Genomic DNA, 25,225 nt, shown 5'->3' with positions numbered 1-25,225 from the left:
CGGCGGTTGGCTATTCCCCGCGTCTCTTGACACCGGCGGGGCGGCGGGGGACTAAGGCCGCCGAGCTTTCCAGCGGTTTGGCCCAGCGATTTGAGCTTCCCGCACTCCAGCACAAGGTATCCCTCAGCACGATGGCACGCGCTTTCGTTTTTCCAGGTCAAGGCAGCCAAGACGTCGGCATGGGTAAGGCGCTGGCCGAGGCATTTCCGGCTGCTCGCGCCGTGTTCGATGAAGTCGATGACGCGCTGGGCGAGAAGCTGTCGGCGCTCATCTGGGAGGGGCCGAAAGAGACCCTGACGCTGACTGAAAACGCGCAGCCCGCGCTCATGGCCGTTTCGATGGCGGTCATGCGGGTGCTTGAGAAAGAAAAGGGCGTTTCGCTCGCGGATAAAGTGAAATTCGTTGCCGGGCATTCGCTCGGCGAATATTCGGCGCTTGCAGCCGCCGGGGCGTTTTCGCTGGCGGATGCTGCGCGTCTCCTCAGGCTGCGCGGTCGCGCTATGCAGAAGGCCGTTCCCGTCGGCGTCGGTGCGATGGCTGCACTTCTCGGTGTCGGCGTCGACGTTGCGGAAAAAGTGGCGGTGGCGGCGGCGCAGGGCGACATTTGCCAGATCGCGAATGATAATGAGCCGACGCAGGTCGTGCTTGCCGGGCACAAAACCGCGATTGATCGCGTTGTGGAGATCGGCAAGACATTTGGCGTCCGCCGCGTCGTGCCGCTTCCTGTATCGGCGCCGTTCCATTGCAAGTTGATGCAGCCCGCTGCCGATGCGATGGCGGAAGCGCTGGCGAACGTCACCGTTCACAAGCCGGTCGTGCCCGTGGTCGCGAACGTGCTGGCGCAGCCTATTTCCGATCCCGACGAAATCAGGAAGCGGCTCGTCGAGCAGGTGACGGGCACGGTGCGCTGGCGCGAATGCGTTGCGTTCATGGCGGCGGACGGCGTGACGGATTTCTACGAAATCGGCGCCGGGAAGATCCTTGCGGGCCTCGTCAAGCGAACGGCTCCAAACGTCAACGCGGTGAGCCTCGGCACCCCTTCCGATATCGACGCGGCGCTGGCCGCTCTCAGTTCATAAGGAGACCTCTATGTTTGATCTGACCGGCAAAACCGCGCTCGTTACGGGCGCGACGGGCGGACTTGGTGCCGAGATCGCGCGCGTGTTCCACAAGGCCGGCGCCGCCGTCGCGATATCAGGCCGCAAAGTCGAGGCGCTTGATGCGCTTGCGAAAGAACTTGGCGACCGAGTGCACGTTATCCCCTGCGATCTCGCGGATCGCGCCGCCGTCGCGAAACTGATCGACGAAGCGGTAAAGGCGCTGGGACGGCTCGATATCCTGGTCAACAACGCCGGTCTCACCAAGGACAATCTGTTCATGGTGATGAAGGATGATCAGTGGGACGACGTCATTGCCGTCAACCTGACGTCGACGTTCATGCTGTGCCGCGCCGCTTCGCGCCACATGATGCGCTCGAAGACGGGTTATGGCCGGATCATCAATATTGCATCCGTTTCGGGCGTTTTCGGCAATCCGGGCCAGGGCAATTACGCCGCTTCGAAAGCAGGCATGATCGGCATGACCAAATCGCTGGCGCGCGAGGTCGCGTCGCGCGGCATTACCGCGAACTGCGTCGCACCGGGTTTCATCAAAACCAACATGACGGACGTGCTGACGGACAAGCAAAAGGGCGAAATTGCTCAAATGATACCGGCGCAGCGTTTCGGCGAGCCGTTGGACATTGCGGCCGGTTGCCTCTATCTCGCTTCCAACGAAGGTGGGTACATCACCGGCCAGACCCTCCACATCAACGGCGGAATGGCGATGGTCTGATTGGAATTCAGCGAATGATGGTAAACGCCGAGAATGCTTGATTTATCGGCGTCTTTCCTATCGTAGTTTCCGGCGTTGCCAACTGCGTCACCAGATGCTTTGCATTGCTGGTGAAGTGTGTTAACGACACCACGGTTTTGCGGCGTGAAAATCGCGTCGTCGGGACGGTGCGAAACTGGGGAAAACCCAGTGACGTGCAATGTGGGGACGGTGCCTAAGCGGAAGACTCACGCTAGGGCGACTAAGGAAAAAAGACTTCTTGAAACTGGGCGTACCCCTATCCGAACAGGCTACACTTCCCGTAAGTTGAAATCCTGTCATGCGGTTTATAGCGGGTTCTGCAGGGCGAACAGGCGGGCCATAAAAGGCCGCCAAAAATTAGAAAGACACGAGGATTGACGATGAGCGATGTCGCAGAGCGCGTGAAGAAAATTGTCGTGGAGCATCTTGGGGTCGAGGCCGACAAGGTCACCGACAACGCCAGCTTCATCGACGACCTTGGCGCGGATAGTTTGGATACTGTTGAACTCGTGATGGCGTTCGAAGAGGAATTCGGCTGCGAAATTCCGGACGATGCCGCCGAGCACATTCTGACGGTCGGCGACGCCGTCAAGTTCCTCGAAAAGAACGCGAGCGCGGCTTAAGCAGCTTTCGCGCTTCCGGAATTTTCCCTGGCGCCATTGCGCCTTTTGGGCAGGATTTACAGGGGGCTGGGTGACCGGCCCCCTTCACGCGCCCAGCGCCGATCTCGTACTGCCAACAGCAAGTAAGAAACTCATTGATGCGCCGTGTCGTTATTACAGGATTGGGGCTTGTTACCCCGGTGGGATCTGGCGTCGAGGCGTCATGGTCCAATTTGCTCGCGGGCCAGAGCGGTGCGCGGCGCGTAGAGGAATTCGAAGTTTCCGACATCACCTGTCAGATCGCAAACTTCGTTCCGCGCGGAGCGGCCTCAGACGGCAAATTCAATCCCGATGATTGGATGGAGCCGAAGGAGCAGCGCAAGGTCGATGATTTCATCATCTACGCCGTTGCCGCTGCGGACCAGGCGATCGCCGATGCCGGATTGAAGCTCGATACCGCAGAGGCGCAGGAACGCGCGGGCGTTCTCATCGGCTCGGGCATCGGTGGTCTTTCGGGCATCGCGGATACTTCGCTGCTGCTGAAAGAGAAAGGCCCGCGGCGCGTGTCGCCGTTCTTCATTCCGGGGCGCCTCATCAATCTTGCCGGCGGTTATGTTTCGATCAAGCACGGCTTGCGCGGTCCGAACAACGCCGTCGTAACGGCTTGTGCCACCGGCACGCATGCCATTGGCGACGCTGCTCGCATCATCGCTCTCGACGACGCCGACGTCATGGTCGCGGGTGGAACGGAGAGCCCGATCTGCCGGATCGCGATGGCAGGTTTTGCCGCGTGCCGCGCTCTCTCTACCGGCTTCAATGATGCGCCGACCAAAGCCTCCCGGCCCTACGACAGGGATCGCGACGGCTTCGTCATGGGCGAGGGCGCGGGCGTCGTGGTGCTCGAAAGTTATGAGCACGCCGTGGCGCGCGGCGCGACGATTTACGCCGAGGTCATCGGCTACGGCATGTCGGCGGATGCCTACCACATCACGGCGCCGGCCGAAGACGGTGATGGTGCTTACCGCTGTATGAAGGCGGCCCTGAAGCGCGCAGGCGTGACACCGAGCGACATCGATTACGTCAACGCACACGGCACTTCAACGCCGATGGGCGACGAGATCGAGTTGAAGGCCGTCGAACGCCTGTTCGGCAACAGCACCGGCGGATTGGCGATGTCGTCGACGAAGTCGGCGACCGGCCATCTCCTCGGTGCAGCGGGTGCCATCGAAGCGATTTTCTGCGCGCTCTCAATTCGCGACAACATCGTTCCGCCGACGCTCAATCTCGATAATCCGTCGGTTGAGACCTCAATCAATCTTGTGCCTCACAAGGCACAGAAGCGTGACATCAATATCGCGCTTTCAAATTCGTTCGGCTTTGGCGGGACGAATGCCTCTCTGGTTCTGCGCCGGGTGGCGTAAAGGCACGGTCAGGTACGCGTTTTCGCCACATTTTACGGCGAGCGTCCGGCGCGGGTGGGGGGATTGAGCACCGCAATTTGAGGCACGTGCCCTCGTGCGCAGTGCTCCTTCAATGACGGTGCTCGCGGTATCATGAGTCAAAACAGGAAGCGTTCGGACGGCACCAAGACGTCTCGAACGGCCGGAGCTCGAAGCCCTGCGGAACGGTTGGAGCCGGGCCGGGCGCCGAGCCGTCCGCGCGGTGTTCAGGCACGCGAACCGTCACGCACATTCACCGGATTCGTGCGCGCGATCAGCAGCGTATTCACCGCAGCTCTCGTGATCATGCTGTTCCTCGGCGGCGGGGCCATCCTGGTTTTCCATCAGTTCGAAAGTCCGGGGCCGCTGACTGCCCAACGCACGGTCATCATTCCCAAGGGCGAAGGGCGCATCGCCATTGCGGAGCGCCTCGAACGGGAAGGGGTTATCACGAACCGCTGGACGTTCGTCGGCGGTTATCTTCTGCAGGGGTTTCTGGGCGGCCGGAAAACGGGTGAGCTGAAAGCCGGCGAATACGAAATCAAAGACCATGCGTCGATGCGGGATGTGATCGACACCCTCGCAGGGGGCAAGTCTATCCTCTACAAGGCGACGCTGCCCGAAGGTTTGACGAGCGAGCAGATCGTCGAACGCCTGAAGGCGGAGCCTAATCTCAGCGGCGAAATCGCGAACGTCCCGCCCGAGGGGACGCTGCTGCCGGATACCTATTATTTCTCGAAGGGTGCTTCGCGCAGCGAGATCCTCGATCGCATGGGTTCGGACATGCAGAAGGCGATGGCCGAACTTTGGGAGCAGCGCGATCCGGATGTTCCGGTGCGGTCAATCGAAGAACTCGTGACGTTCGCATCGATCGTCGAGAAGGAAACAGGGCGCGCCGATGAGCGCGACCGGGTCGCGGCCGTTTTCTATAACCGCCTGCGCAAGGGCATGCGGTTGCAGTCCGATCCGACGATCATCTATGGCATCGTCGGCGGGCAGGGGGCGCTGGGTCGTGGCATCACGAAGGCCGACATCGAGACCAAGTCGCCCTACAACACGTATCAGGTCAACGGCTTGCCGCCGGGGCCGATCTGCAATCCAGGCAAACCGGCTCTTCTTGCTGCGCTGCACCCTGCGAAAACCAGCGATCTTTACTTCGTCGCCGATGGTACGGGGGGGCATACGTTCTCCGAGAACCTGAAAGATCACAACAACGCCGTGCAGAAATGGCGTCAGGTCGAGAAGGCGAAATCGAAGGGCGGATCGGCCGACGATCAAGACGACGACGCGGCTCCGATACCGACGACAAAACCTGCGAAATCCGCCACTTCGAAAGGCCAGAAATCCGCGAAGGTGGTGTCACCGTCGACGGGAGCTGGTGACGGCGATGGGGCTTTGCCGTCCGATGCGTCCGCGGACGCGTCCGGTATGCCGCTGCCGGTCCGAAAGCCGAAGCGGCAATAACATTCAAACCGGGCCGGGCCGCACGATACGGTTGGCGGATGCCAGCCGACCCGTTAAGTTGCGCGCCACATCACCCACCCGGCCTGCGAGACCTTCCCATATGACGATTTCCAGCATGACGGGATTTGCCCGTGTCGATGGCGCGAACGACGGCCTCGCCTGGACGTGGGAAGCGCGGAGCGTCAACGGCCGGGGCCTGGATGTGCGGCTGCGTCTGCCGCCCGGTTACGAAGCCTTGGAGGTTCCGGTACGGGAAGCCGTTGCGAAGCGGCTTGCGCGCGGAAACGTCTCGATATCGCTGAGCCTCGAAAAGCAGCAGGCGAACGGTTCCGTTCGTTTGAACGAGGCCGTTCTCGCGGACGTGATCAAGGCGACGCAACGCGTCTCCGAGCTTTCCGGCGCCGCGAAGCCCGACGCCGCCCAACTTCTCATGATCAAGGGCGTTCTCGAAACAGCCGATCAGATGCCGGAGAATAGCGAAGCGCGAGCTTTGCGAGAGAAAGCTATTTTAAAGAGCCTGGAAACGGCGGTCGACAAACTCGGCGAAGCGCGCCGCGCCGAGGGCACGCGGCTTGCCGATATCGTCAGCGAACAGCTGGTTCAGATCGAGCGGTTGGCTGCGGAAGTGCGCGCCTCACCATCGCGGACACCGCAAGCGATCGTCGCGCGCCTCAACGATGCGATCACGCGGCTGTTCGAGACGACGGCGCCGCTCGACAAGGAGCGGCTGCACCAAGAAGCGATTCTGATCGCGACACGTGCTGATGTCGAAGAGGAGCTTCAGCGGTTGTCGGCGCACGTCTCCGGCACTCGCGACATTCTCGGCGAAACCACAGCCGTCGGCCGCAAGCTCGATTTCATGGCGCAGGAATTCAATCGCGAAGCCAATACGCTGTGCTCGAAGGCCAATGCCGTCGACGTCACGCGGCTCGGGCTGCAGCTCAAGACGATTATCGACCAATTCCGCGAACAAGTGCAAAACGTCGAATAGCATGAGCAAGAACGCGGACGACGGACAAAACGAGGGCAGCATTTCCGAGCCACAGATCGCGCGCCGGGGATTGCTCTACATCGTCTCGTCGCCATCGGGGGCGGGGAAGACGACGCTGGCGCGGCGCGTGCTCGCCGCCGACCGGAACATTGAGATGTCGGTTTCCGTCACGACGCGGGCGCGGCGGCCGGGCGAGCAGGACGGTATCGACTATCATTTTGTCGATCGCAGCGAATTCGAGCGCATGAAGGAGCGCGACGAACTGCTCGAATGGGCGCGGGTGTTCGACAATTATTACGGCACGCCGCGAGCGCCGGTCGAGGCGGCCATCGGCGGCGGCAGAGATGTGCTGTTCGATATCGACTGGCAGGGTGCGCAACAGTTGACGGCAAAGATGCGGGATGATGTCGTGCGCGTCTTCGTCTTACCGCCCTCGGGACATGTGCTCGAAGACCGGCTGAAGTCGCGAGCGCAAGATCCGGCGGATGTCGTTGCGAAACGAATGGCGGCAGCGGCGGCGGAAATCAGCCACTGGCCCGAATACGATTATGTCATCGTCAATGCGCACATCGAAACGAGCGTCGCGTCGGCGCTAGCGATCCTGTCGGCCGAGCGCCTAAAGCGCGGACGGTTGCTCGGACTATCCGACTTCGTCCGCACGCTGCAGTCTGCGCTCTAAGCGATCGCGGCGTCGCTTTCGTCGATGATCACGGCTAGCCGAGCAAAATCCGACACCGATAAATCTTCGGCCCGCTTCTCGGGGGCGAGATCGGCGCGCCGCAACAGCAACTCGGGAAACGCGGTAATCTGCTTCAGGCTCGAGCGCAGCATCTTGCGGCGCTGCCCGAAGGCCGCCGCAGTAACGCGCGCAAGCGTCTTTACTCGGCACGAGGGCCGTGGCTGTGCGATGGGGCGAAATTCGACGATGGCGGACGAAACCTTCGGCGCGGGCGTGAACGCTTCGGGCGGAAGTTGCATCACGATTCTCGCTTCGGTGCGCCACTGAGCCAGGACCGAGAGGCGGCCGTAGGCTTTCGATTTCGGCGCGGCGACGATGCGTTCGGCCACCTCCCGCTGGAACATCAGGACCATGCGATCGTACCACGGCGGCCATGGTTCGGTTTCGAGCCAATTCACGAGCAGCAACGACGCGACGCCATACGGGAGATTGGCGACCAGCGAAGCCGAGGCCGTGTCGCCCAGCAGATGCCGCCAATCAACTTTGAGCGCGTCGTCCGCGTGGACTTCGAGCCGGCCCGGATAACGCGCCGAAATATCTGCGAGCGCTGGCAGGCAGCGGTCGTCGCGCTCGATCGCGATGACCCGTTTTGCGCCTTCGATCAAAAGAGCTCGCGTCAGACCGCCGGGGCCGGGTCCGATCTCTACAACCGTTCGCTCGCTCAAATCTCCAGCGAGCCGCGCAATCTTGCGCGTGAGATTAAGGTCGAGGAGGAAATTTTGGCCGAGCGACTTCTTGGCGTTTAGGCCGTAGCGCTCAATGACATCGCGCAGCGGCGGAAGGCCGTCGGGGCCGGGCGCGGAGCTCATGAGGAAGCCGCCATTCGGCGGATGCTCATGTCGGCCGCGAGCTTCAGAGCCGCCTTGAGGCTCGACGCCGAAGCGGTGCCCTTACCGGCGATGGCGAAGGCGGTGCCGTGGTCGGGAGAGGTGCGTACAAACGGCAATCCAAGCGTGACGTTCACCCCTTCGTCGAATGCCAGCGTTTTGATCGGGATCAGCCCTTGATCGTGGTACATCGCGAGGGCCACGTCATAGGTTTTGCGGGCCGCGGCGTGAAACATGGTGTCGGCGGCAAAGGGACCCGATGCGTCGATGCCTTCGGAACGCAACAGCTCGACGGCCGGGTGCACAATGGCAAGATCTTCCGATCCCAATGCGCCATGCTCTCCGGCGTGCGGGTTTAATCCGGCAAGGGCGAGGCGCGGCGCGGCGACGCCGAAGTCGCGTTTCATCGCGGCGTGGACGATACGTGCGCATCTGACGATTCTGTCGGTCGTGAGTAGCGACGGAACGTCCTTGAGGGGAACGTGAATCGTGACGGGCACGACGCGAAGCACCGCGGCGGCGATCATCATGACAGGATCGGCGGCTTCGGATGGCCAGTGCTGCTGGGCGAGGACGCCCAGATACTCGGTATGTCCCGGATGCTCGAAGCCGGCGTCGTAGAGAATGGATTTCGCGATTGGGTTGGTAACGACGGCCGAAGCATGACCGGCCGCGACATCGGCAACGGCATGCCTGATCGAAAGAATTGTCGCCGCTCCGTTGGCGACGTCAGGAGAGCCGGAGATCGCGGGCACGGCGAGGGGAACGGGGACGACCGGCAGGGCGTCGTCGAAGACGAGACTGGCGGCTGCTGCGTTCGCCACCGGCACGATCGCGGTCGCGGGGTCGAGAGCCGCGGCGCGGGCGAGTTCGCGCATCAACTCGATGTCGGCGTAGACCGCAAACTTCGGGATGGAGTCTACGGCGCGGTCTTGCCAGGCGCGAAGAGCCAGTTCGGGGCCGATGCCCGCGGGGTCGCCCATCGTCAGGGCCAGGGGCGCGCGCGGCTCCTTATTTGGAGCCGACATTTATCCGGTACTCGATATGCGCGTCCTCGCGGAGATCCTTGAGGTAACGCTTGGCCATAAGCTCAAACTCTTTCTGCTTGAGTTCGCCTTCGGCCTGATTGCGTTTGTCGGTCGACGCTTTGATCGCTTCGCGGCCGCAGACCACCCACAATTCGATCGCGCCGTCGTTGACGGTCGGGGGCAGCATCTCGCCGTTGGCGGCATTGACGACCAGAGTGCGGGTCGGCTCAGGAATAGCCGACGGCCGCTGCTTTCCGAGGTCTTCGAAGCGCGCGCCCGCGACGCCCAAGGCAGCCGTCGAGGTCGATTGGCAGCCCGTGAACTTTTGACGGATCTTGTCGGCGTCCTGAATGCGGGCGGCGATGCCATGTTCTTCGATTTTCGCGGGCATCGTGATGCGCACGCGCTGGAGCTGCAACTCGACGTCTTCTTCGCCGCTGATCGACGATGTGGCGACCAGCTTATCGACATCTCGGTTGGTGACGTTGATCAACGGCGCGAATTTCTTGCGCACAACTTCGTTCCAAGCCAGCGTGGCGCGAATACGGTTTTTGATCGGTTCGAGACTGCCGCCGATCTGCTGCTTGAATTGATCCATCGTCATCTTATTGCGTTCGGCGATGCCTTTGATGACGCGATCAAGTTCAGCGTCTTCGATTGTCACCGTTTGCCGTTTCGCTTCCTGCGTTTTGAGACGGTCGTCGATCAGTTCTTCCAGAGCCTGCTTCTTCATTGCGGGCAGCGTGGATGCGCGCGCGCTTTCGAAAGCCTGGCGCTGCAGGCTCATGCCGAATTCTTTCTTGCGCCGCTCGAAGATCGCTATGATTTCGTCGCGGGATTTTCCTTGGTTGGTGCGGGCTGTGTCCTGGAGGATCTGCTTCAGCCGTTCCGACGTCTTCGGGTTTTTAATGATGGCTTGGAAATTGGCTTTGGCCTGGCTTTGGACATTGGTGCCGCTGAGCATCATGGCCCGCTGGTCGATTTCGTAACCGGTAATGGGTTCGTCATTCACCAGGGCCGCGATGGAGCGCTGTTCGCTCGTCACCGGACCGGACGCATCGGGGCCGGCGGCTTCGGACTTTGCGGAATCGGAGCCGAGGCCTTTCTTTCGCTTCTGGTTCTTTCCCTTTGGCGCATCGTCGGGGATGGCTTCGCCGATGTCCGGCTTCTTCGATACTGCCGCCGACGTTCCGTCTCCAGTGACGGCAACTGTTCCGCCCTGAGCCGCGACCGCGAGTGAAAATACAGAACAGGCTACGCCCGCGAGCGCGCACCGCCCGGCGAAAATTTGAACTCTGGCGATAATGCTCCGTGCAGACGGCATGCGCTCACGACACCCATAGATCCGATTCGACGCAGATTCACGATACTGCGGCCAGCCTCCGCGAAGTGGCCTTATCCACATGAAGAATGGCTAAAATCCGGTTTTAGAGCAGTTTTCAAGCGCCCGCTACCAATGGTGCCGAGCCGAGCTTGGTCAACGCCTTGCGAGCGTCAGTTCGTGCGCTGGTCGCCGCCCAGGTTGAAATCGGTTCCAGTCGAGGTCGCGAAGTCGCCGAGATGTTTGAATTCGAAGCGGAGCATGACCGTCTGATCGGGTTCGATCGATTCATCCGAGTAGTTCGACTGGATATAAGACGCGGTCAGAGCGAAGCAGTCGTCGACATACTTTAGGTTAACGCTGTCGTAGCGGAAGTTGCCGTCTTGCAGGTTATAGCGAGACGAACCGCCGATGCTCCAGCGGTTGGTTAGCTGCAGGGTCGCGGCAGCCAAAACTTCTTCCTCGCGCGACAGCGTCGCGATGGTGTCGGGGTTTTCCGGATCGGTGAAGAGGGCGTCGGCGTCATAGGAATAACCGGCCTGAACCGACAACGGTCCCCAGCTCGTGATCATCGAGGAGTCCTGGCGCTTCAAGGCGAACGTGGACTGGTCGAAGCGGCTCTGGGAAATGATGCGGAAGTTGCTGAGTGGCGCAATGTACGCGCCGATCACGTAGTCCGAACGATCGGTCTCGAGGCCGTTGTAGGGATTGAAGACGTAGTTGCCGTCGGCGTTCCTGCCGGGGTTCAGGTAGATGTTATCGCCCGAGAGGTGATAGCTCTGGCCGGCGAGGAAGCGGGCATAGCCGCCGTCGTTTGACTGGAAGGTGTACTGCAAGCCGGCATTGACGCGGGTGCCCGTCTCTATGCGGTCGTTGCCCGAGAACTTCGATGTCGAGAACAGGTTGGTGTCGTCGAACACAAGGCTCTGCGCGTCCTCGTCAGGCAGAGCGCGCTGCGGAATGCTCTCCTGGTGGGCAACGAATTGGCCGATGGGCTCGATGATATGCGTTCCGGCGGCGCTCGTGGCGGCCCACGGATAAGACACTGTCGCGCCGCCATCCACGATGCCGCGAGTGACGGTGTCAGAGAAGACCTCTCCATGATTGGTGATCACCCCGTCCGTCACTTGTACGGTTTCGGGATTGGTGGCGTTGTCATACTGATAGACGTCGCCACGGATATCAGCGAATGGGGTATAGCTGATGCCGATAGCGTCCGTCAGGCGGCGGCGCCATTTGAGTTCGGTGACGATGCGGTTGACGTTCTGGTCCGCGTCACGGCCGGTCTGCGGATCCACGACGGAACCGTCGGCGCGTGTGAAGCTCAGAACATTGGTGTTCCACTTCAGCTCGCCGCCGAGAACAGGGTCTTTGAAAACGTAGTTATAGTCGATGATCGGATGCGTGTAGCTCTCGGTCTGCGGCGTGTCGTTCGTCAGCAATCCGCCGAACTGATAGAGTTTGGCGCTGAAATAGTTCCGGTCCGATTGACCGGTCAAATAGACTTGGTTGACGCGATCGGTGACGAGGATGCTGTCGAGCTTATAGAAGCGACGGAACTGGTCGTCGCTTTCGACGATCGCATCCCAGCCGAACTGCCACCAGCTCGACAACGAGAAGCGGCCGTGCGTCTCGACGCTGCCGCGGAGGCCGTCCAGGTCTTGATTGAAGTTGTTCGAGGCGTTACCGCCCGGCAAGTCATTCGAGTTTTGATCGATACCGGCAAGACGGACGTTGTACTCGCCGTTGGCGAGCCGCTGCCGCCATTCACCCTTCAACATCAAGCCCTGATCGCTGAAGTAGATTGGCTCGATCGTGGCGTCGTAGTTCGGCGCCAAGTTGAAGAAGTAGGGGATGCCCGTGATGTAGCCGAGCGTTGACGAGTGGCCATAGTCAGCCGTGAGGAAGCCCGACTTCCGCTTCACGGTCGGGTCGGGGCTCTGGAAATAGGGAAGATAGAAGATCGGCTGGCCGTAGATCTCGAAGTACGCGTCCTGGTAGGTGAGGGTCGCGGCCGACTGATCGTGGATGATACGCGTCGCGCTGATGCACCAAAGCGGCGGAGTGCCCCCATCGCTTTGGCACGGCGTGAATCGGCCATTGTGGAATTCGGTGACGTTACCCTCACGTCTCGTCGCGCTATCCGCCGAGATGTGGGACTTGTCCTTCGAAGTGATCGACAACGCCGAAACGAAGCCGTCGCGGAAGTCGTCGGTCAGGGTGTAGCGGTCGGCGTGGACGATGTTGCCCTGGGGCTCTTTCAGCGTGACGTTGCCGATGGCGGTCAGCGTTCCGGAGCCCTGGTCGTAAACGACTTCGTCGGCTGTCAGGATGAAGTTGTTATAGAAAATCTCGACGTTGCCGCGAGAAATAACCCGATCGCCGGACTTGTCGTAGATGAGCTGATCGCCCTGCAAGCGCATGGGCTGGGCGCGGTCGAGATTCGTGTTGATCTTGCCGAATACGGCGCTGGGCGCATTCGCGGCGCCGAACGAAGAGGCGTTCTTTTTGGACTTCGTCGTGCCACTGACGCTGCCGCCGGGATCGCTGGTCGACGCGCTGTAGCCTTGGGCCGAAGCGCGAGGGCTCCATGCGACGGCAAAGCTGACAAACATCAGGACGCACAGAAGCGCGCGAGCAACCCCGTCCACCTTCCGGTGGCGAGATGCCTCGCGAGACGACCCGCAACCGTCATGCGGTGTCTGCGCTTCACGCATCACTCAGCCGTCCTCCTGGTGCAACAGCACCGTGGTTGAGATGATTAGAACCAAGACAACAGGAACCCACGCGGCGACCCACGCCGGCGCAAGCCCCGCGATCCCAATTTGCCTCGCAATTTCCGAGAACAAGAAGAAACCAACCCCACCGATCATCCCTGTCGTAACCATAGTCTGGATGCCTCCGGAGCGGAATGACCGCAATGACACAGTTGCCGCCAAAAGGACCATGGCCAGACAGAGGAGGGGGCGGACCAGAAGAGACTGATATTGAACACGCAACCTTTCGGTCGAAAGCTTCGCTTTATCAGCTGCATCGATGAGTTCTGGAAGATCCCAGAACGAGACCGAGAACACGGTGCCGAGAGCCTCCTGGACACGGTCGGGCGTGAGGTAGGTCGATACAAGGTAGGAATTGAATTTTTCGGGCTGCTGGCCGAGGCGGGAAACCCAAGCGTCTTTCAGGTCCCAATAGCCGTCTTTGAGCTGCGCCTGACCGGCGTCAACGCGCTCCGCGAAATGCCCCTGGCGGTCATAAGCCAGGATCATCACGCCCGTCAGGGTCAACCCCCGGTTGGACGCGGCCGCGGCTCCGAGGACCGATTCCCCGTCGACGCCGTTCTGCCTGATCCATGAGCCGCCGCCTTGGGCGCGGAGCAGGTTATTGTCGTTTCCGAAGGCCTTGGCGAAGACCAGCTCCGACTTCGCCCGGCCTTTGGAGGCCAGCGGGTTGTAGACGGTTACGCCAATCAACCCGATCGCGAGCCCTACCACTAGTCCGGGCGCGAGGAACTGCCAGACGGACATGCCGCCCGCGCGCATGACCGCCAGTTCGCTTTTGCGGTTGAGGTAGAGGAGGGCGCTCAGCGCGCCGACGAGAACGGCAAATCCGAGCAGGAACTCAACGTACGCGCCGAGCCGCAACATTGCGATGAAGACGAGCGTCGACACCGGAACGCTGCCGTACTTGCTCGATTGGCGCAACAACTCGACGAAGTCGATCATGAAGATCAGCATCGCGCAGACGGCGAGCGTCGAGATGATGGCGACGAAAAAAAGCTTGGCGATGTAGCGCCCGAGGGTGAACGAACTCCTCATGACACCAACTTTCGGCGCGGCATGATCAGGCGGCGGCCGGCTGCAACGAGTTCCAGGACCCGGTCGGACAGCATCTTGAGAACGCGCGATGGGGGCCTCTGCCTGTCGGCCCTCTTGATGACGATCAACGATACAATGATCGCGGCGATCGGGACGCCGTAAAGGGCGAACAACATCGTGGGATTACGGGCCACCGCGCTGTTCAAGGCCAAGCCCGCCATTCGGCAGGCCGCCCCCAACAGGAACGTCAGCACGAGACTTTGCATTCGGCTCGATCGCGTCGAGCGCGCCTGGCCGACGAACGCGATGATCAGGAATGCAAACGCGATTGGGTAGAGAGGGCTGACGAGGCGCTCGTGGATTTCGGCGCGGAACTGGCCCGCCGCGCTCGTATAGAGTTTGCTCTTCGGGTCGGGATGCACGAGTTCGCTCCAATAGCGCTCGCGGGGCTTTAATTCTCCCGAGCCGTCGTTTTGCGGTTCGAACTGATCGAGATCGACGACGTATTTGTCGAAGGCGATGATTTGGGGCGGCCCGTCGGCATCCGAGCGGCGAATGATGTGACCGGTCGACATGGCGAGGTAGGCCGTGCCGTCCTGCTTCACGATGGTGCCGTGCTCGGCGAGGTAGGTCTGCGATTGCGACTTGTCGCGCGTATCGTGCATGACGAGGCCCAGGAGCTCGCCGTCGGCGGAACGGTCGCGGATATGAAACATCAGATCCTGCTCGGGACTCGAAAAGCGACCGGGCTGAATGACTTGCGTTAGGAGATCGCTACGGACCTGTACCATGTAGTCGCGCAGCAAGCGCATACTCCATGGCTGCGCGATATGACTTACCAACGCCAAAAAAATACTGACGAAAAGCGCCAGGAGGAGGAGGGGGCGGGCGACCGTCCACACCGTCGAGCCTGCAGCCGAGAGCACGATCAACTCGCTGTCGGTGTTCAAGCGATTGAGGGTGTGGAGCGCACCGATGAGGAGTGAAAACGGCGCGATGATCGCCATGAGGTTCGGTACGGCGAGCGACGTCACGCGGATGAGCATCCAGGTGTCCTGACCCTGGCTGGTCACGACATTGAACTGGCGGAGTGCCAGCGCGATCCAGACGATACCCGTCAGCGATATGAGAATGAGCAGGAACGAACTCGCCGCCTGCCGAAACACATACCTTGAGAAAATTCGCATGCTACCGCCGTCCCCGCCTCGGTCACGCGACCGAAGCCCCCCAAATCATCGCCGGCTTTCGCGATGATTGCATCGGGGTCCCATAGCACAATGGCGGAATTTCGGCTGTTCAGTGTTGTCCCGCCATGTGGTATATTACGAAAATCATACTTGTGTCGCAGATAGTTAGGCCGTTTGAAGGTCTTAGGCGAATGCCCGCGTGCAAGGGTTCGCTTGCCACGCCTTTGCGAACGACTAAGTTGTGCGCCCGGCGATGCGATCCTGCCCGCCTGCCTTGAGCAGACCCGCCGGTCGCAACGTGGATCCGCCACCGCGTCTTGAATCGCGTCTCGGCACCGCAATTTTCTCCCCATCCCAGAGCGGGATCTTATCTTAACCTGGAGTCGTCTTGAAAATGTCCGATCGCCTCGAAATCACATTCTCGCCGCTCAACGCCGAACCTGAGACGGCAACCGTTGTATTTGCGGGCGACGGATTGGTCCTCGGTGCGAAGGCTCGCGAATTAGAAACGAAATCGGCAAGCGCCATCAGTAAGGCCGCCGCCGCCGCTGACTTCAAGGGCAAATACAAGTCTTCTATCGAAATTCTCGCGCCCGCAAAAATCGGTATCGAGCGCCTCATCGTCAGCGGCATAGGCAAGATCGGGGCGCTGACGGAGCAACAGGCGGTCGATCTGGGCGGCGCGATCGTCGGTGCGATCCAGGCTCGCAAGTCGAGCGCGGCGAGCATTATTGTCGATGTCGACGGCACGGAAGCTCTTTCCGCCGATGAGATCGCGGCGTTGATCGCGCAAGGCGCCATGCTCCGCCATTACAACTTCAAAAAGTATCTGACGAAGAAGTCCTCCGAGGACGCGGCGGACAAGGACGGCCTCAAGAAGCTCGTCATTCAGGTGCCGCATCCGGATAAGGCCAAGGCAGCATTTCAGCCGCTGAAGGCCGTCGCCAATGGCGTCAACCTGGCGCGTGAACTCGTCAACGAACCCGCCAACATCCTTGGTCCCGTGGAACTGGCGGAAAAGACGAAATCGCTCGAAAAGCTCGGCGTTTCCGTTGAAATTCTCGACGTCAAGGACATGGAGAAGCTCGGCATGGGCTCGCTTCTTTGCGTTGGCCAGGGAAGCGTTCGTCCGTCGCGGCTGGCCGTCATGGTGTGGAACGGCGCCAAGGGCGCCAAGAAGCAGAAGCCGATCTGCCTCGTCGGCAAGGGTGTCGTGTTCGATACCGGCGGTATCTCGATCAAGCCGGCTGCCGGCATGGAAGACATGAAGGGCGATATGGGCGGTGCGGCCGCCGTCATCGGAACGATGCACGCGCTTGCCGAGCGCAAGGCCAACGTCAACGTGGTCGGCCTCGTCGGTTGCGTCGAGAACATGCCGTCGGGCAATGCCGTCCGTCCAGGCGATATCGTCAAGTCGATGTCCGGGCAGACGATCGAGGTCATCAACACCGACGCCGAAGGGCGGCTCGTGCTCGCCGACGTCCTCTGGTACGCGCAGGAGCAGTTCAAGCCGAAGCTGGTCATCGACCTCGCGACGCTGACCGGCGCAATCATGGTGGCTCTCGGCAAGGAGTACGCGGGACTGTTCTCGAACGAGGACAAGCTCGCGGATGAGCTTCTCTCAGCGTCGCGTTCGACGGGCGAAAAGCTGTGGCGGATGCCGCTCGACAAGGCGTTCGACAAGATGATGGATTCCAAGAACGCCGACATGAAGAATGCCGGCGGACGCTGGGCAGGCTCCGCGACAGCGGCTGCGTTCGTGCAGCGCTTCGTTCAAAAGGATACGCCCTGGAGCCATATCGACTTGGCCGGTACGGCGATGGACGGCAACCGCAACGACATCAATCAGAGCTGGGGCTCTGGTTGGGGTGTGCGGCTGCTGAACGCGTTCATCGCCGAGCATCACGAAAAGGGCGAGAAGTAATCAGGCCATCCGAGCCAATCCAGATTATCGGGTTGGCTCGGCACATCGTATCATTTTGATACAATGGTGGTTTTAGTATCTAGTTTCCATAATACATATTATGCGAATCTACGATATCATCGTGGGGCTAGAAGCTTTTCTCGCGCAGATGGCGCACGAACCTTTGAGATTGATCGCGGAGCAAGCCGCTCAAGGTGCGGCTCTCGCCCGCGTCGGCTTCCGCGAGCGCCGCCTGCCAGTGGGGTACGGATTTTTCCCATGCGCTCACTGGGGCGTCGCAAGCGACATTAAAAATACGAAACCGCAGCGAGGGATTGTAGGTTTTGAGGCCTCCACGCAATTCGCGAAGTGTGGATTCATCCGAGTTTCTCGTGACGAAGAGGATGCGCTCGCGGCTGGAGAAAATGCGCCTCATCCGGTCGGTCAGATAATCATGCCGCGATTTCGCCTCGGCATATGACGATAGACCGTTCTTAAACTCATGCGGGTGTCGCGTGCCGTGGCGGACGTTCGATACGATCGCGTCGTTTTCCAGCCGCAGATCGGGCAGCTCCATCATGCCCCTGAAGTCATGCCGCAGATATGCGATGACGGCGCTGGGCGGTGTAGTCTGATAGCTAAAAGCTGTTGTGGGACGTCGCCGCCGGCCAAAATAATGAAAAGTCTGCATGGCCGGCAAACAGTCCGGTCCGAGACTGATCACGACGTCGAATTTGAAACATGCTGGCATCGCTCGCCCCCAAAGGAATCATATCCTGGTGCGATCCCCCTTCCCTGTGGAAGCCGCTCAACAAGCTTATCAATATCAATTTTAGATGACGTCGATCCGCGCGGCTCGGCCCATTCGCTTGCGCATGGAGTTCGCGGCGTCTCTCGCCTTGGCCGAGAGATAATTGCCGAGCCCGATCTCTCGGACGGTCCAAAGCAAACCACGGAGCTGCTCAACTGCGGACGGTTCCCAATGAGGCCGGATTTTCGCCCGGCCAATCGTCGATGGCCGTTCGAGGTTTTGCGAAACGATGGCTGGATAGACGCCGTAGATCTTCAGGCGCTGCTGCCAAGCAAAACGATTGTCCAAATCGTTGGGACGCACGCGATCCATCGGCGCCAGCCATTTCCTCGCGCCACTGTTGGAAAGGACGTAACCGGCGGTTCCGCACGGCGGCAAAACATAGCGGACAAGCGCGTGATGTGCGTCGATGTCTGCGACCTTTATCACGGTCTTCTTGAAGCGAGAGCTTATGTGCAAATAGTCCCAGCCTAGCGGCGCACATGATACGGCGCGCTCGGCCACACTGAGAAAATCGGGAGACAACTGGGCGTCGTCCTCCATGACGAGAGCGTATGGCAACTGTCGACCCACGATCGTGTGCGCCGCGAGCAGATGGCTTGCGTAGCAACCGACGGCTCCATCGCTCATGCGGGCGCTGTTAGAAAATTCCGAGTTCAACCATGCCGGTATTTTACGCCCATCGACGGCAGAGATGCGTTCGAATGAAAATCCAAGGGCGTCGGCCTGTGCCTGCATGGAGGCCAGCCGGTCCGGCGATCTGTCGAGATTGATGAGGAATATCGGGAGCAATGTCCGTTTCAATCCGTTGCTGGCCGCATAACGTATGCTTCCTCAATATATTTTGGCAAAAGCCCAATGAATACGCGTTTGCCCCTTTGTTTTCGCTTTTCCCCACTTCATGTGGGAGTGAAGCCACTCGTTTCGACGTTGCAGTTAACCGATGCTGCGCTGCAATCCCTGTTTTCGATACCAAAATGGGATTGGCGCACCCATGATCAGAATCAGGAACGCGAGCACGGCGTTGCGCACCGGACGCTCCTCGAAGCTGCCGCTTTCGATCGTTTCGTAGCCGGGAACGGCTTCGCCGCTGGCGATGATTTGGCGAGCGGCCTCGATATCGCTTTCTTCAACGAGGAATGCGACCCCGCCATACAGGAACGCGAAGTGCGGGCATTGGAAGATGATATCCTTACCGGCCGCCACGAAGGGAATCCCGTGTGCGGTCAGTAAACTCTCGATGACGATCGCCTCCGGCAGCATCAATGTCCGGTGCGCAATTTGGAGCGGCATGGCACGCCTCTCGCGATTTAAGGCTCGCGCCGTTCGAGTGTTCTAATGCCCTCGGCAATGAGTACGGCGTAAAGCGCCAATACGAAGCCGGACAGCATGTTGACCGACACCACCGCGCCGATCGCCTGAGCCAACGCCGGATCAAACACCCATGAGAGCATTCTGACAACAATTTCGTCGAAGCTCTGTTTCAGGAGGAACAGAAACTCGCTCGCCTGCTCCATGGTCGGCTTCGTCGGAAGATCGAAAGCTGCTCGCTTTGCAAGTTCGGTGATGCCAGGCGCCGGGAGGAACGTGAGGCCAGCAGAGAACAAGAGGCCGAGCGGCGCTGCGAGGCGAAAATAGCCCCAGCGCAAGGGACGCGCTTTAAGCTTATCCATCAGGAAGCGGACGACCTGCACTCCGAGAAAGAGCGAAAACGCGAAGATGATGGCGACGAACGTCAGGCGCTGCTGGTCGGTGCCGAGGAAGGTCAGCAGACCGACGACGCCGGCGAGGACGGCTTTGGTCACAGCTTCAAGCGTTCCCACGGCGACGATGAGAATGATCGACCGGCCCGGCACGCGATCGAAGTAGAATGGGAATTCGTATTTGAGCCGCGCGATTTCCAGTGCGGCGCCGACCGCCAAGGCCAGAAGCGCCGTACCGGCTGCAAAGATCAATGGCGCCGTAAATCCCGCCCAGGCCACGGCGCAGACCGCCGCAAGCTCCAGCACCATCATCAGGCCATTGAAAAGTATGTGCATGGCCGCCCCATTGCCCCGACTGCGAAGACTAGCAGAGACGCGGCTTGCGGCAACGGCGTTTCGTTTCGATGCGTCTCAGCTCGTCGCTTTGTCGAGCGTACAGGTTGCATCGCCTGCGCGCGTCAGGGTCGCTTCAAAGGGATACGAGCGGCGGATCATCAAAAGCTTGGTTCCGGTGTCGCCGACGAAATGCATCTCGGTGATGCCGGTTTCCTTATCCGTATTGTGCCAAGCCTGGACGACATAAGGCGCCGCACCTTTGGCAAGCTCCAACTGGCCATCAAAAACTTTTTCGCCGGCTTTAGCATCGGCGGCGAGATGCAGCCCGACGGCACCGCAAGATTTGTCGGTCTTAACGGCGATCCCGCACCAACCATCCTTGCACGCAACGATGTCGAACATCATTCGGCAACCGGAGTCGCCGCAATCCTGGCCGTCCCTGCTCCGGCCGTAGCCGTAATAGCTGCCTGTCCATCGACCGGCGAGCGAGATCGGTGTGACGTCCTTTACGCCGGGGCTTTCGTCGGCCGCCGCGGAACCGCCAAATCGAAAGGCGATCATGCTTATCGCCATGACGGATAACACGATGATCGAGACAGCGCTGACGGCACCACCTCTCCCTCCTGACAAGGCGCCGCCGCGCAACGTCCGGTTTGTGCTTCGCGTCACGATTCTGTTGCTCATGATCGTCCTCATTATTCCTGTGGGCGTCGTCGCAATCGGATCGGGCCTAGGTCTCATCGCGCTGCCCTATCAAATGTTCGAGCTCGCCGGGCGGGCGCCACTTCTCTTTCCCGTCCACATGGTGTCTTCGGCGCTGGTGCTGCTGCTCGCTCCCGCCGTCGTGTTGGCGCGGCGGCACCCAGAGCTTCACAGACCGCTGGGCCGGCTGTTGGGCGCATTTGTGGTGATTGGGGGGCTGACTGCAATCCCCGTTGCCATCATGAGCCATTCGCCCCTCACCTCTCGCCTGGGCTTTTTCGTGCAAAGCCTCGTCTGGCTTTATCTTCTCGCTGCAGCCCTTGTCGCGATACGCCAGCGGGAGATCGCGCGGCATGCGCGCTTGATGGTGGCCATGCTTGCGGTGACGACGGGCGCCGTCTGGTTTCGTGTCATCACCGGAACGGCGATCGCTCTCAATTTGCCGTTCGAGCCAGCATATGCCTTTGCGGCCTGGGCCGGTTGGATGCTTCCGTTGGCGATCGTGATGGGAAACTCCGGGGTTACCTCAATCCTTCTGGAGAGATAGCCGCAGCTTGGGCTCTCGCCCATCTCCACGGCGTCGATTAGTGTCCGGCCTCGGCGGATAAGAGGACGGACATGGCCGATACGTTGAAACCTTCGCGCGAGATCTCGCGGCTCATCGAAATCATGACGGCGCTTCGCACGCCCGTCACCGGCTGTCCGTGGGACCTTGAGCAGACCTTCGAGACGATCGCGCCCTATACGATCGAGGAAGCGTATGAGGTCGCCGACGCGATCGAGCGGCACGACCTCGCCGACCTGAAGGACGAGCTTGGCGATCTGCTTCTGCAGGTTGTCTACCATTCGCGTCTCGCGGAGGAGCAAGGCGCGTTCGCGTTCGGCGACGTCGTGGAAGCGGTGACGAAGAAGATGATCCGGCGTCATCCGCATGTGTTTGGTGCCGGGGCGCAGCGCGATCCTTCGACGGTCAAGGCGACGTGGGATCAACTCAAGGCGGAAGAGCGCGCCGAGAAAGCCGCCGAGCGCGCGCGGTTATCGGGAGGTCGCGTGGCTTCGGTTGAGGGACCGGTCACATTGGCGGACGTTCCCGCTCCCCTCCCTGGCCTGACGCGCGCGATCAAGTTGCAGAACAAAGCCGCGAAGGTCGGATTCGATTGGCCGAACCTGCTTCCTGTTTTCGAGAAACTGAAAGAAGAGATCGCCGAATTTGAAGAGGTCGCCTTGCTTCATGACCCACGCGGAGCGTCTTTGAAGGCGCCATCCGACGCCGTCAAAGAGGAATTCGGTGACATGTTGTTTGCGATGGCGAACATCGCGCGGCACCTCGAGATCGATCCGGAAGCGGCGCTTCGCGGCGCAAATCAGAAATTCGTCCGCCGCTTCGGGCATATCGAGACGGTGCTGGCGGAGCGCGGGAAGACGCCATCGCAATCGACGCTCGCCGAGATGGATGCACTTTGGGACGAAGCCAAAGCGCTCGAAAAGAGCTAGCGCCCGTCGGCGGCTCTGATGTGCTCAGCCACGTGTTCGGGGCGAAAGCCCAAGCCCAGCAGCCGCGCTGGAATCCGCGATAGAAACGGCAGCGCTTTGACCAAGCTGGCGAACAGCGGCGGTTTGATCGGCCCCTTAGCCGCGAGCGTCTTCGAAATGACCATGTTCTGAATGCCGAGCTGCAAGCGCTGGGTCGCGACGGTTGGGAATTCGCGGCGCGACTGCACGGCCTGGAGATCACTGAATTGCAGGTCGCCTTCCTTCAAGGGCTGCCACAGCCGGTTCGCGGCCGCGACGGCGTCCTGTACGGCGAGATTGACGCCGACGCCGCCGACGGGGCTCATTGCGTGAGCGGCATCGCCGATGCAGAGAAACCCGGGTTTCGCCCACGTCTTCAATCGATCGACGACGACTGTCAGCAGCTTGACGTGATCCCAATCGGGGATGGCGTTGGCGCGCGTGGAATCGAATGGAAGAAGCCCCGCAACGGATTTTCGGAACGCATCGAGACCCGCGGCGCGGATGCCGGCGTCGCCGCCTTTCGGAATGATGTAAGCGCACTGCCAATAGTCGCCGCGCTGGAGCATGATGAAGATATGTCCGGCGTCGAAACGGCCCTGCGATTCTTCGGTGTCGGTCGGAAGTCGCGGCAAGCGGAACCACATGACGTCCATCGGCGCGCCGAAGTTTTCGCTGACCATACCGGCCGCTGCCCGGAGCGTGCTTGAGCGGCCGTCCGCGGCGACGACGAGATCGGCGTTGATTGTGATCGGACCATCCGGTCCATTGGCTTTCACGCCTGAAACGCGGTCACCGTCGTAGACGAGGCCGGTTGCTTCCGTACTCATCTTCAGATCGAAATTCGGATAGGCGCGGCCCTTGTCGGCGAGGAAATTCAGAAAGTCCCATTGCGGCATCAGCGCGATGAACTTGGTGGTGATGGGAAGGTAGGAGAAATTCGCCATCTCGACGCGCGTATCTCCGAACTGCGCGTAGATGCGTTGCGCTTCCTGGTGCGGAAGCTTGAGAAAATCGGTGAGCCAACCGAGTTCCTCCATCAACTGCAACGTGGATGGATGAATTGTATCGCCGCGAAAATCGCGGAGGAAGTCCTTGTGCTTTTCAAGGACGCAGACTTTGACGCCTGCGCGCGCCAACAGCACGCCGAGCATCATTCCAGCCGGGCCGCCGCCGGTAACGCAGCATGACACGCGTTGATCCATGGGGACGGACCTTAGACGGAAATTCCGTTCTTGCGAAGCTGTCCGACGACGCGATTTTTCTTTTCGCTCGGAATTCGCAAGCGCAGCTCGACGCTGCCATCCTTACGCTCCTCTCGCGCCAGGACATCGCAGGTCTCGTGGAGCCAATTGAGAAGCGCGCCGCTGCTGCCCGGAATGATGACATCGAGGATCTGATCGGATGAACCGAGGCGGGCGTCGATCGCCTCCAGCAGCGACGCCATCCCCTCCCCCGTCGCGGCGGAAACGAGCACCGGGGGACGGCCGTTGCGTTCAATTTCGTGTTGCAGCTCCGTCTTGCGATCGTCTGAGAGCAAATCGATTTTATTCCAGACTTCGAGGATGTTGCTTTCAACCGGCAGCGTGTCGATGCCGAGATCGGTCAACACCTTCTCGACATCGTGCGCCTGCGCTTCGGTTTCGTCATGCGCGATGTCGCGCACATGCAAAATGAGATCGGCTTCGACAACTTCTTCGAGGGTTGCCCTGAAGGCCGCGACGAGCATGGTCGGAAGGTCCGAAATGAAGCCGACGGTATCTGACAGGATGATCCGGCGAGCACTTGGCAGCTTTACCTCGCGCATCGTCGGATCGAGCGTCGCGAAGACCTGATCCATCGCGATGACACCAGCACCGGTGATCTTGTTGAAGAGAGTCGACTTGCCGGCGTTGGTGTAGCCGACGATCGCGACGACCGGGTACGGCACCTTGCGACGGCCCTTGCGATGCAGGTCGCGTGTTTTCTTGACGTCGGCGAGGTCGCGTTTGATGGCGTCGATGCGGTCCTGAAGCATACGTCGGTCGAGTTCGATCTGGGCTTCGCCGGGGCCGCCGAGAAAGCCGCCGCCGCCGCGCTGACGTTCCAAATGGGTCCAGGCGCGAACAAGGCGGCCCTTCTGGTACGTCAGGTGCGCGAGTTCGACCTGCAGCACACCTTCACGCGTGCGGGCGCGCGCACCAAAAATTTCGAGGATCAATCCTGTTCGGTCGACAACCTTGGTGTTCCACGCTTTCTCAAGATTGCGTTGCTGCACCGGCGTGACGATGTGGTCGATGACGACTAAGCCGATTTCGAGATCGGCCACCGTTTGCTTCAGTTCGTCAACTTTACCGGCCCCCAGCAGCGTCGATGGGCGCGGTTCGGACAGCGGCACGATCACGGCATCAATGACGTTGAGCTCGATGGCGTGCGCAAGCCCGACGGCTTCCGCCAACCGATTTTCCGGCGTGTGGATTTGGGGAAACGGCTTTGTCTTTTCGCCAACGCGAACCTGGCGCTTCCACACCGGCACGACAACGAGTGTGCGTGTCTGTGGAGCGCGCGTCTCTTCCGGAACTCGCCGGCCCTTGCGCTTTCCCTTGCCCTCAGGCCGTTCGTCGTCGCCGTCTTCTTTGGTGGGGCGCGAGATCAACCCGCGCCGCCCTCGTCCTGATCATTGAGATTGACCGGGCCGCCAGGCATGATCGTCGAGATCGCGTGCTTGTAGACCAGCTGCGAATGGCCGTCGCGGCGGAGGAGAACGCAGAAATTGTCGAACCAGCTGACGATGCCTTGAAGCTTCACGCCATTGATGAGGAAGATCGTCAGAGGTGTTTTATTCTTGCGGACATAATTTAAAAATGTGTCCTGCAGATTTTGAGTTTTTTCGGCCGCCATTTTTGTTGTCCGTTTATTGTCACGACGTCTTGTGAGAGCGTCTTGTCTGAAACGTGTTGCGCCGTCGCGTTTGAAAAGCAACGAAGCGCTACAGCGGTTTCGATTTTCACC

24 protein-coding genes are annotated in these 25,225 nt (G+C 60.5%); 10 read left to right on the top strand and 14 right to left on the bottom strand.

Translation table 11 applies throughout. The annotated features are described in order from the left end of the window. Positions 1 to 131: 131 nt before the first annotated feature. From fabD to gmk, 7 genes are all read left to right on the top strand, one after another. Complete coding sequence (gene fabD, locus WC811_RS17570) at positions 132 to 1,079, top strand: ACP S-malonyltransferase (RefSeq protein ID WP_372646638.1); 948 nt, start codon at positions 132 to 134, stop codon at positions 1,077 to 1,079. A 10-nt stretch (positions 1,080 to 1,089) separates the two neighbouring features. Then, the gene (gene fabG, locus WC811_RS17565; RefSeq protein WP_372646637.1) at positions 1,090 to 1,833 is read left to right on the top strand and encodes a 3-oxoacyl-[acyl-carrier-protein] reductase; all 744 of its coding nucleotides are present in this window, start codon (positions 1,090 to 1,092) and stop codon (positions 1,831 to 1,833) included. 401 nt (positions 1,834 to 2,234) lie between these two features. Continuing rightward, positions 2,235 to 2,477 (top strand): acyl carrier protein, encoded by a 243-nt coding sequence (locus WC811_RS17560; RefSeq protein ID WP_013215676.1) that lies wholly within the window; start codon positions 2,235 to 2,237, stop codon positions 2,475 to 2,477. 137 nt (positions 2,478 to 2,614) lie between these two features. Then, positions 2,615 to 3,877, top strand: coding sequence for a beta-ketoacyl-ACP synthase II (gene fabF / locus WC811_RS17555; RefSeq protein ID WP_372646636.1), 1,263 nt, complete (start codon positions 2,615 to 2,617; stop codon positions 3,875 to 3,877). A 132-nt stretch (positions 3,878 to 4,009) separates the two neighbouring features. Then, entirely contained in the window at positions 4,010 to 5,359 is a 1,350-nt protein-coding gene (gene mltG, locus WC811_RS17550; RefSeq protein WP_372646635.1) for an endolytic transglycosylase MltG, read from the top strand. Positions 5,360 to 5,459: 100 nt separating this feature from the next. Further along, positions 5,460 to 6,350: a YicC/YloC family endoribonuclease gene (locus WC811_RS17545; protein ID WP_372646634.1), complete on the top strand. Its 891-nt coding sequence runs from the start codon at positions 5,460 to 5,462 to the stop codon at positions 6,348 to 6,350. Position 6,351: 1 nt separating this feature from the next. Beyond that, complete coding sequence (gene gmk, locus WC811_RS17540) at positions 6,352 to 7,029, top strand: guanylate kinase (protein ID WP_372646633.1); 678 nt, start codon at positions 6,352 to 6,354, stop codon at positions 7,027 to 7,029. On the opposite strand, the gene rsmA is transcribed toward gmk, so the two are convergent. From rsmA to lptF, 6 genes are all read right to left on the bottom strand, one after another. Further along, positions 7,026 to 7,898, bottom strand: coding sequence for a 16S rRNA (adenine(1518)-N(6)/adenine(1519)-N(6))-dimethyltransferase RsmA (gene rsmA / locus WC811_RS17535; RefSeq protein ID WP_372646632.1), 873 nt, complete (start codon positions 7,896 to 7,898; stop codon positions 7,026 to 7,028). The two genes, gmk and rsmA, sit on opposite strands and share 4 nt — an antisense overlap. Further along, positions 7,895 to 8,944 (bottom strand): 4-hydroxythreonine-4-phosphate dehydrogenase PdxA, encoded by a 1,050-nt coding sequence (gene pdxA, locus WC811_RS17530; RefSeq protein WP_372646631.1) that lies wholly within the window; start codon positions 8,942 to 8,944, stop codon positions 7,895 to 7,897. Before pdxA ends, rsmA begins: the two co-directional genes overlap by 4 nt. Next, on the bottom strand, positions 8,928 to 10,268 hold the full coding sequence (locus WC811_RS17525; RefSeq protein WP_372646630.1) for a peptidylprolyl isomerase: 1,341 nt from the start codon (positions 10,266 to 10,268) through the stop codon (positions 8,928 to 8,930). Before WC811_RS17525 ends, pdxA begins: the two co-directional genes overlap by 17 nt. A gap of 170 nt (positions 10,269 to 10,438) precedes the next feature. After that, on the bottom strand, positions 10,439 to 12,982 hold the full coding sequence (locus WC811_RS17520; protein ID WP_372646628.1) for an LPS-assembly protein LptD: 2,544 nt from the start codon (positions 12,980 to 12,982) through the stop codon (positions 10,439 to 10,441). A gap of 3 nt (positions 12,983 to 12,985) precedes the next feature. Then, entirely contained in the window at positions 12,986 to 14,080 is a 1,095-nt protein-coding gene (gene lptG / locus WC811_RS17515; protein ID WP_372646627.1) for an LPS export ABC transporter permease LptG, read from the bottom strand. Then, positions 14,077 to 15,267, bottom strand: a complete 1,191-nt coding sequence (gene lptF, locus WC811_RS17510) for an LPS export ABC transporter permease LptF (RefSeq protein ID WP_372646625.1) — start codon at positions 15,265 to 15,267, stop codon at positions 14,077 to 14,079. The genes lptG and lptF overlap by 4 nt, the downstream gene beginning before the upstream one ends. A gap of 394 nt (positions 15,268 to 15,661) precedes the next feature. On the opposite strand from lptF, the gene WC811_RS17505 reads away from it, so the two are divergent. After that, positions 15,662 to 17,191, top strand: a complete 1,530-nt coding sequence (locus WC811_RS17505; RefSeq protein WP_372646624.1) for a leucyl aminopeptidase — start codon at positions 15,662 to 15,664, stop codon at positions 17,189 to 17,191. 127 nt (positions 17,192 to 17,318) lie between these two features. Here WC811_RS17505 and WC811_RS17500 read toward each other — a convergent pair whose 3' ends face one another. The 5 genes from WC811_RS17500 to WC811_RS17480 form a co-directional block, all read right to left on the bottom strand. Beyond that, entirely contained in the window at positions 17,319 to 17,861 is a 543-nt protein-coding gene (locus WC811_RS17500) for a hypothetical protein (protein WP_372646623.1), read from the bottom strand. 141 nt (positions 17,862 to 18,002) lie between these two features. Continuing rightward, entirely contained in the window at positions 18,003 to 18,773 is a 771-nt protein-coding gene (locus tag WC811_RS17495; RefSeq protein WP_372646622.1) for a glycosyltransferase family 25 protein, read from the bottom strand. A gap of 144 nt (positions 18,774 to 18,917) precedes the next feature. Continuing rightward, a complete protein-coding gene (locus WC811_RS17490) occupies positions 18,918 to 19,274 on the bottom strand; it encodes a hypothetical protein (protein ID WP_372646620.1) in 357 nt (118 codons plus the stop codon). Between the two features lie 17 nt (positions 19,275 to 19,291). Beyond that, on the bottom strand, positions 19,292 to 20,020 hold the full coding sequence (locus WC811_RS17485; protein WP_372646618.1) for a hypothetical protein: 729 nt from the start codon (positions 20,018 to 20,020) through the stop codon (positions 19,292 to 19,294). 75 nt (positions 20,021 to 20,095) lie between these two features. Next, positions 20,096 to 20,581 carry a hypothetical protein gene (locus WC811_RS17480; protein WP_372646616.1) on the bottom strand — a complete coding sequence of 162 codons (486 nt, stop codon included), beginning with the start codon at positions 20,579 to 20,581 and terminating at the stop codon, positions 20,096 to 20,098. On the opposite strand from WC811_RS17480, the gene WC811_RS17475 reads away from it, so the two are divergent. Together WC811_RS17475 and mazG are read left to right on the top strand one after the other, a co-directional pair. After that, positions 20,580 to 21,269, top strand: coding sequence for a DUF2306 domain-containing protein (locus WC811_RS17475; RefSeq protein ID WP_372646614.1), 690 nt, complete (start codon positions 20,580 to 20,582; stop codon positions 21,267 to 21,269). The genes WC811_RS17480 and WC811_RS17475 overlap by 2 nt on opposite strands. Positions 21,270 to 21,340: 71 nt before the next feature. After that, on the top strand, positions 21,341 to 22,216 hold the full coding sequence (mazG, locus tag WC811_RS17470; protein ID WP_372646613.1) for a nucleoside triphosphate pyrophosphohydrolase: 876 nt from the start codon (positions 21,341 to 21,343) through the stop codon (positions 22,214 to 22,216). On the opposite strand, the gene WC811_RS17465 is transcribed toward mazG, so the two are convergent. Genes WC811_RS17465 through hfq form a run of 3 tightly spaced genes read right to left on the bottom strand, consistent with a single transcriptional unit; the run spans position 22,213 to position 25,114 of the window. Then, positions 22,213 to 23,439 carry an FAD-dependent oxidoreductase gene (locus WC811_RS17465; protein WP_372646611.1) on the bottom strand — a complete coding sequence of 409 codons (1,227 nt, stop codon included), beginning with the start codon at positions 23,437 to 23,439 and terminating at the stop codon, positions 22,213 to 22,215. The two genes, mazG and WC811_RS17465, sit on opposite strands and share 4 nt — an antisense overlap. An 11-nt stretch (positions 23,440 to 23,450) precedes the next feature. Further along, a complete protein-coding gene (gene hflX / locus WC811_RS17460) occupies positions 23,451 to 24,869 on the bottom strand; it encodes a GTPase HflX (protein WP_372646610.1) in 1,419 nt (472 codons plus the stop codon). Further along, positions 24,866 to 25,114 carry an RNA chaperone Hfq gene (hfq, locus tag WC811_RS17455; protein ID WP_372646609.1) on the bottom strand — a complete coding sequence of 83 codons (249 nt, stop codon included), beginning with the start codon at positions 25,112 to 25,114 and terminating at the stop codon, positions 24,866 to 24,868. Before hfq ends, hflX begins: the two co-directional genes overlap by 4 nt. Positions 25,115 to 25,225 lie beyond the last annotated feature (111 nt).

The organism is Hyphomicrobium sp., assembly GCF_041659645.1.
In the GTDB taxonomy this organism is placed as follows: Bacteria; Pseudomonadota; Alphaproteobacteria; order Rhizobiales; family Hyphomicrobiaceae; genus Hyphomicrobium_B.
Note: the sequence above shows the minus strand (reverse complement) of the source record. Positions and strands in the feature narration are given on the sequence as shown.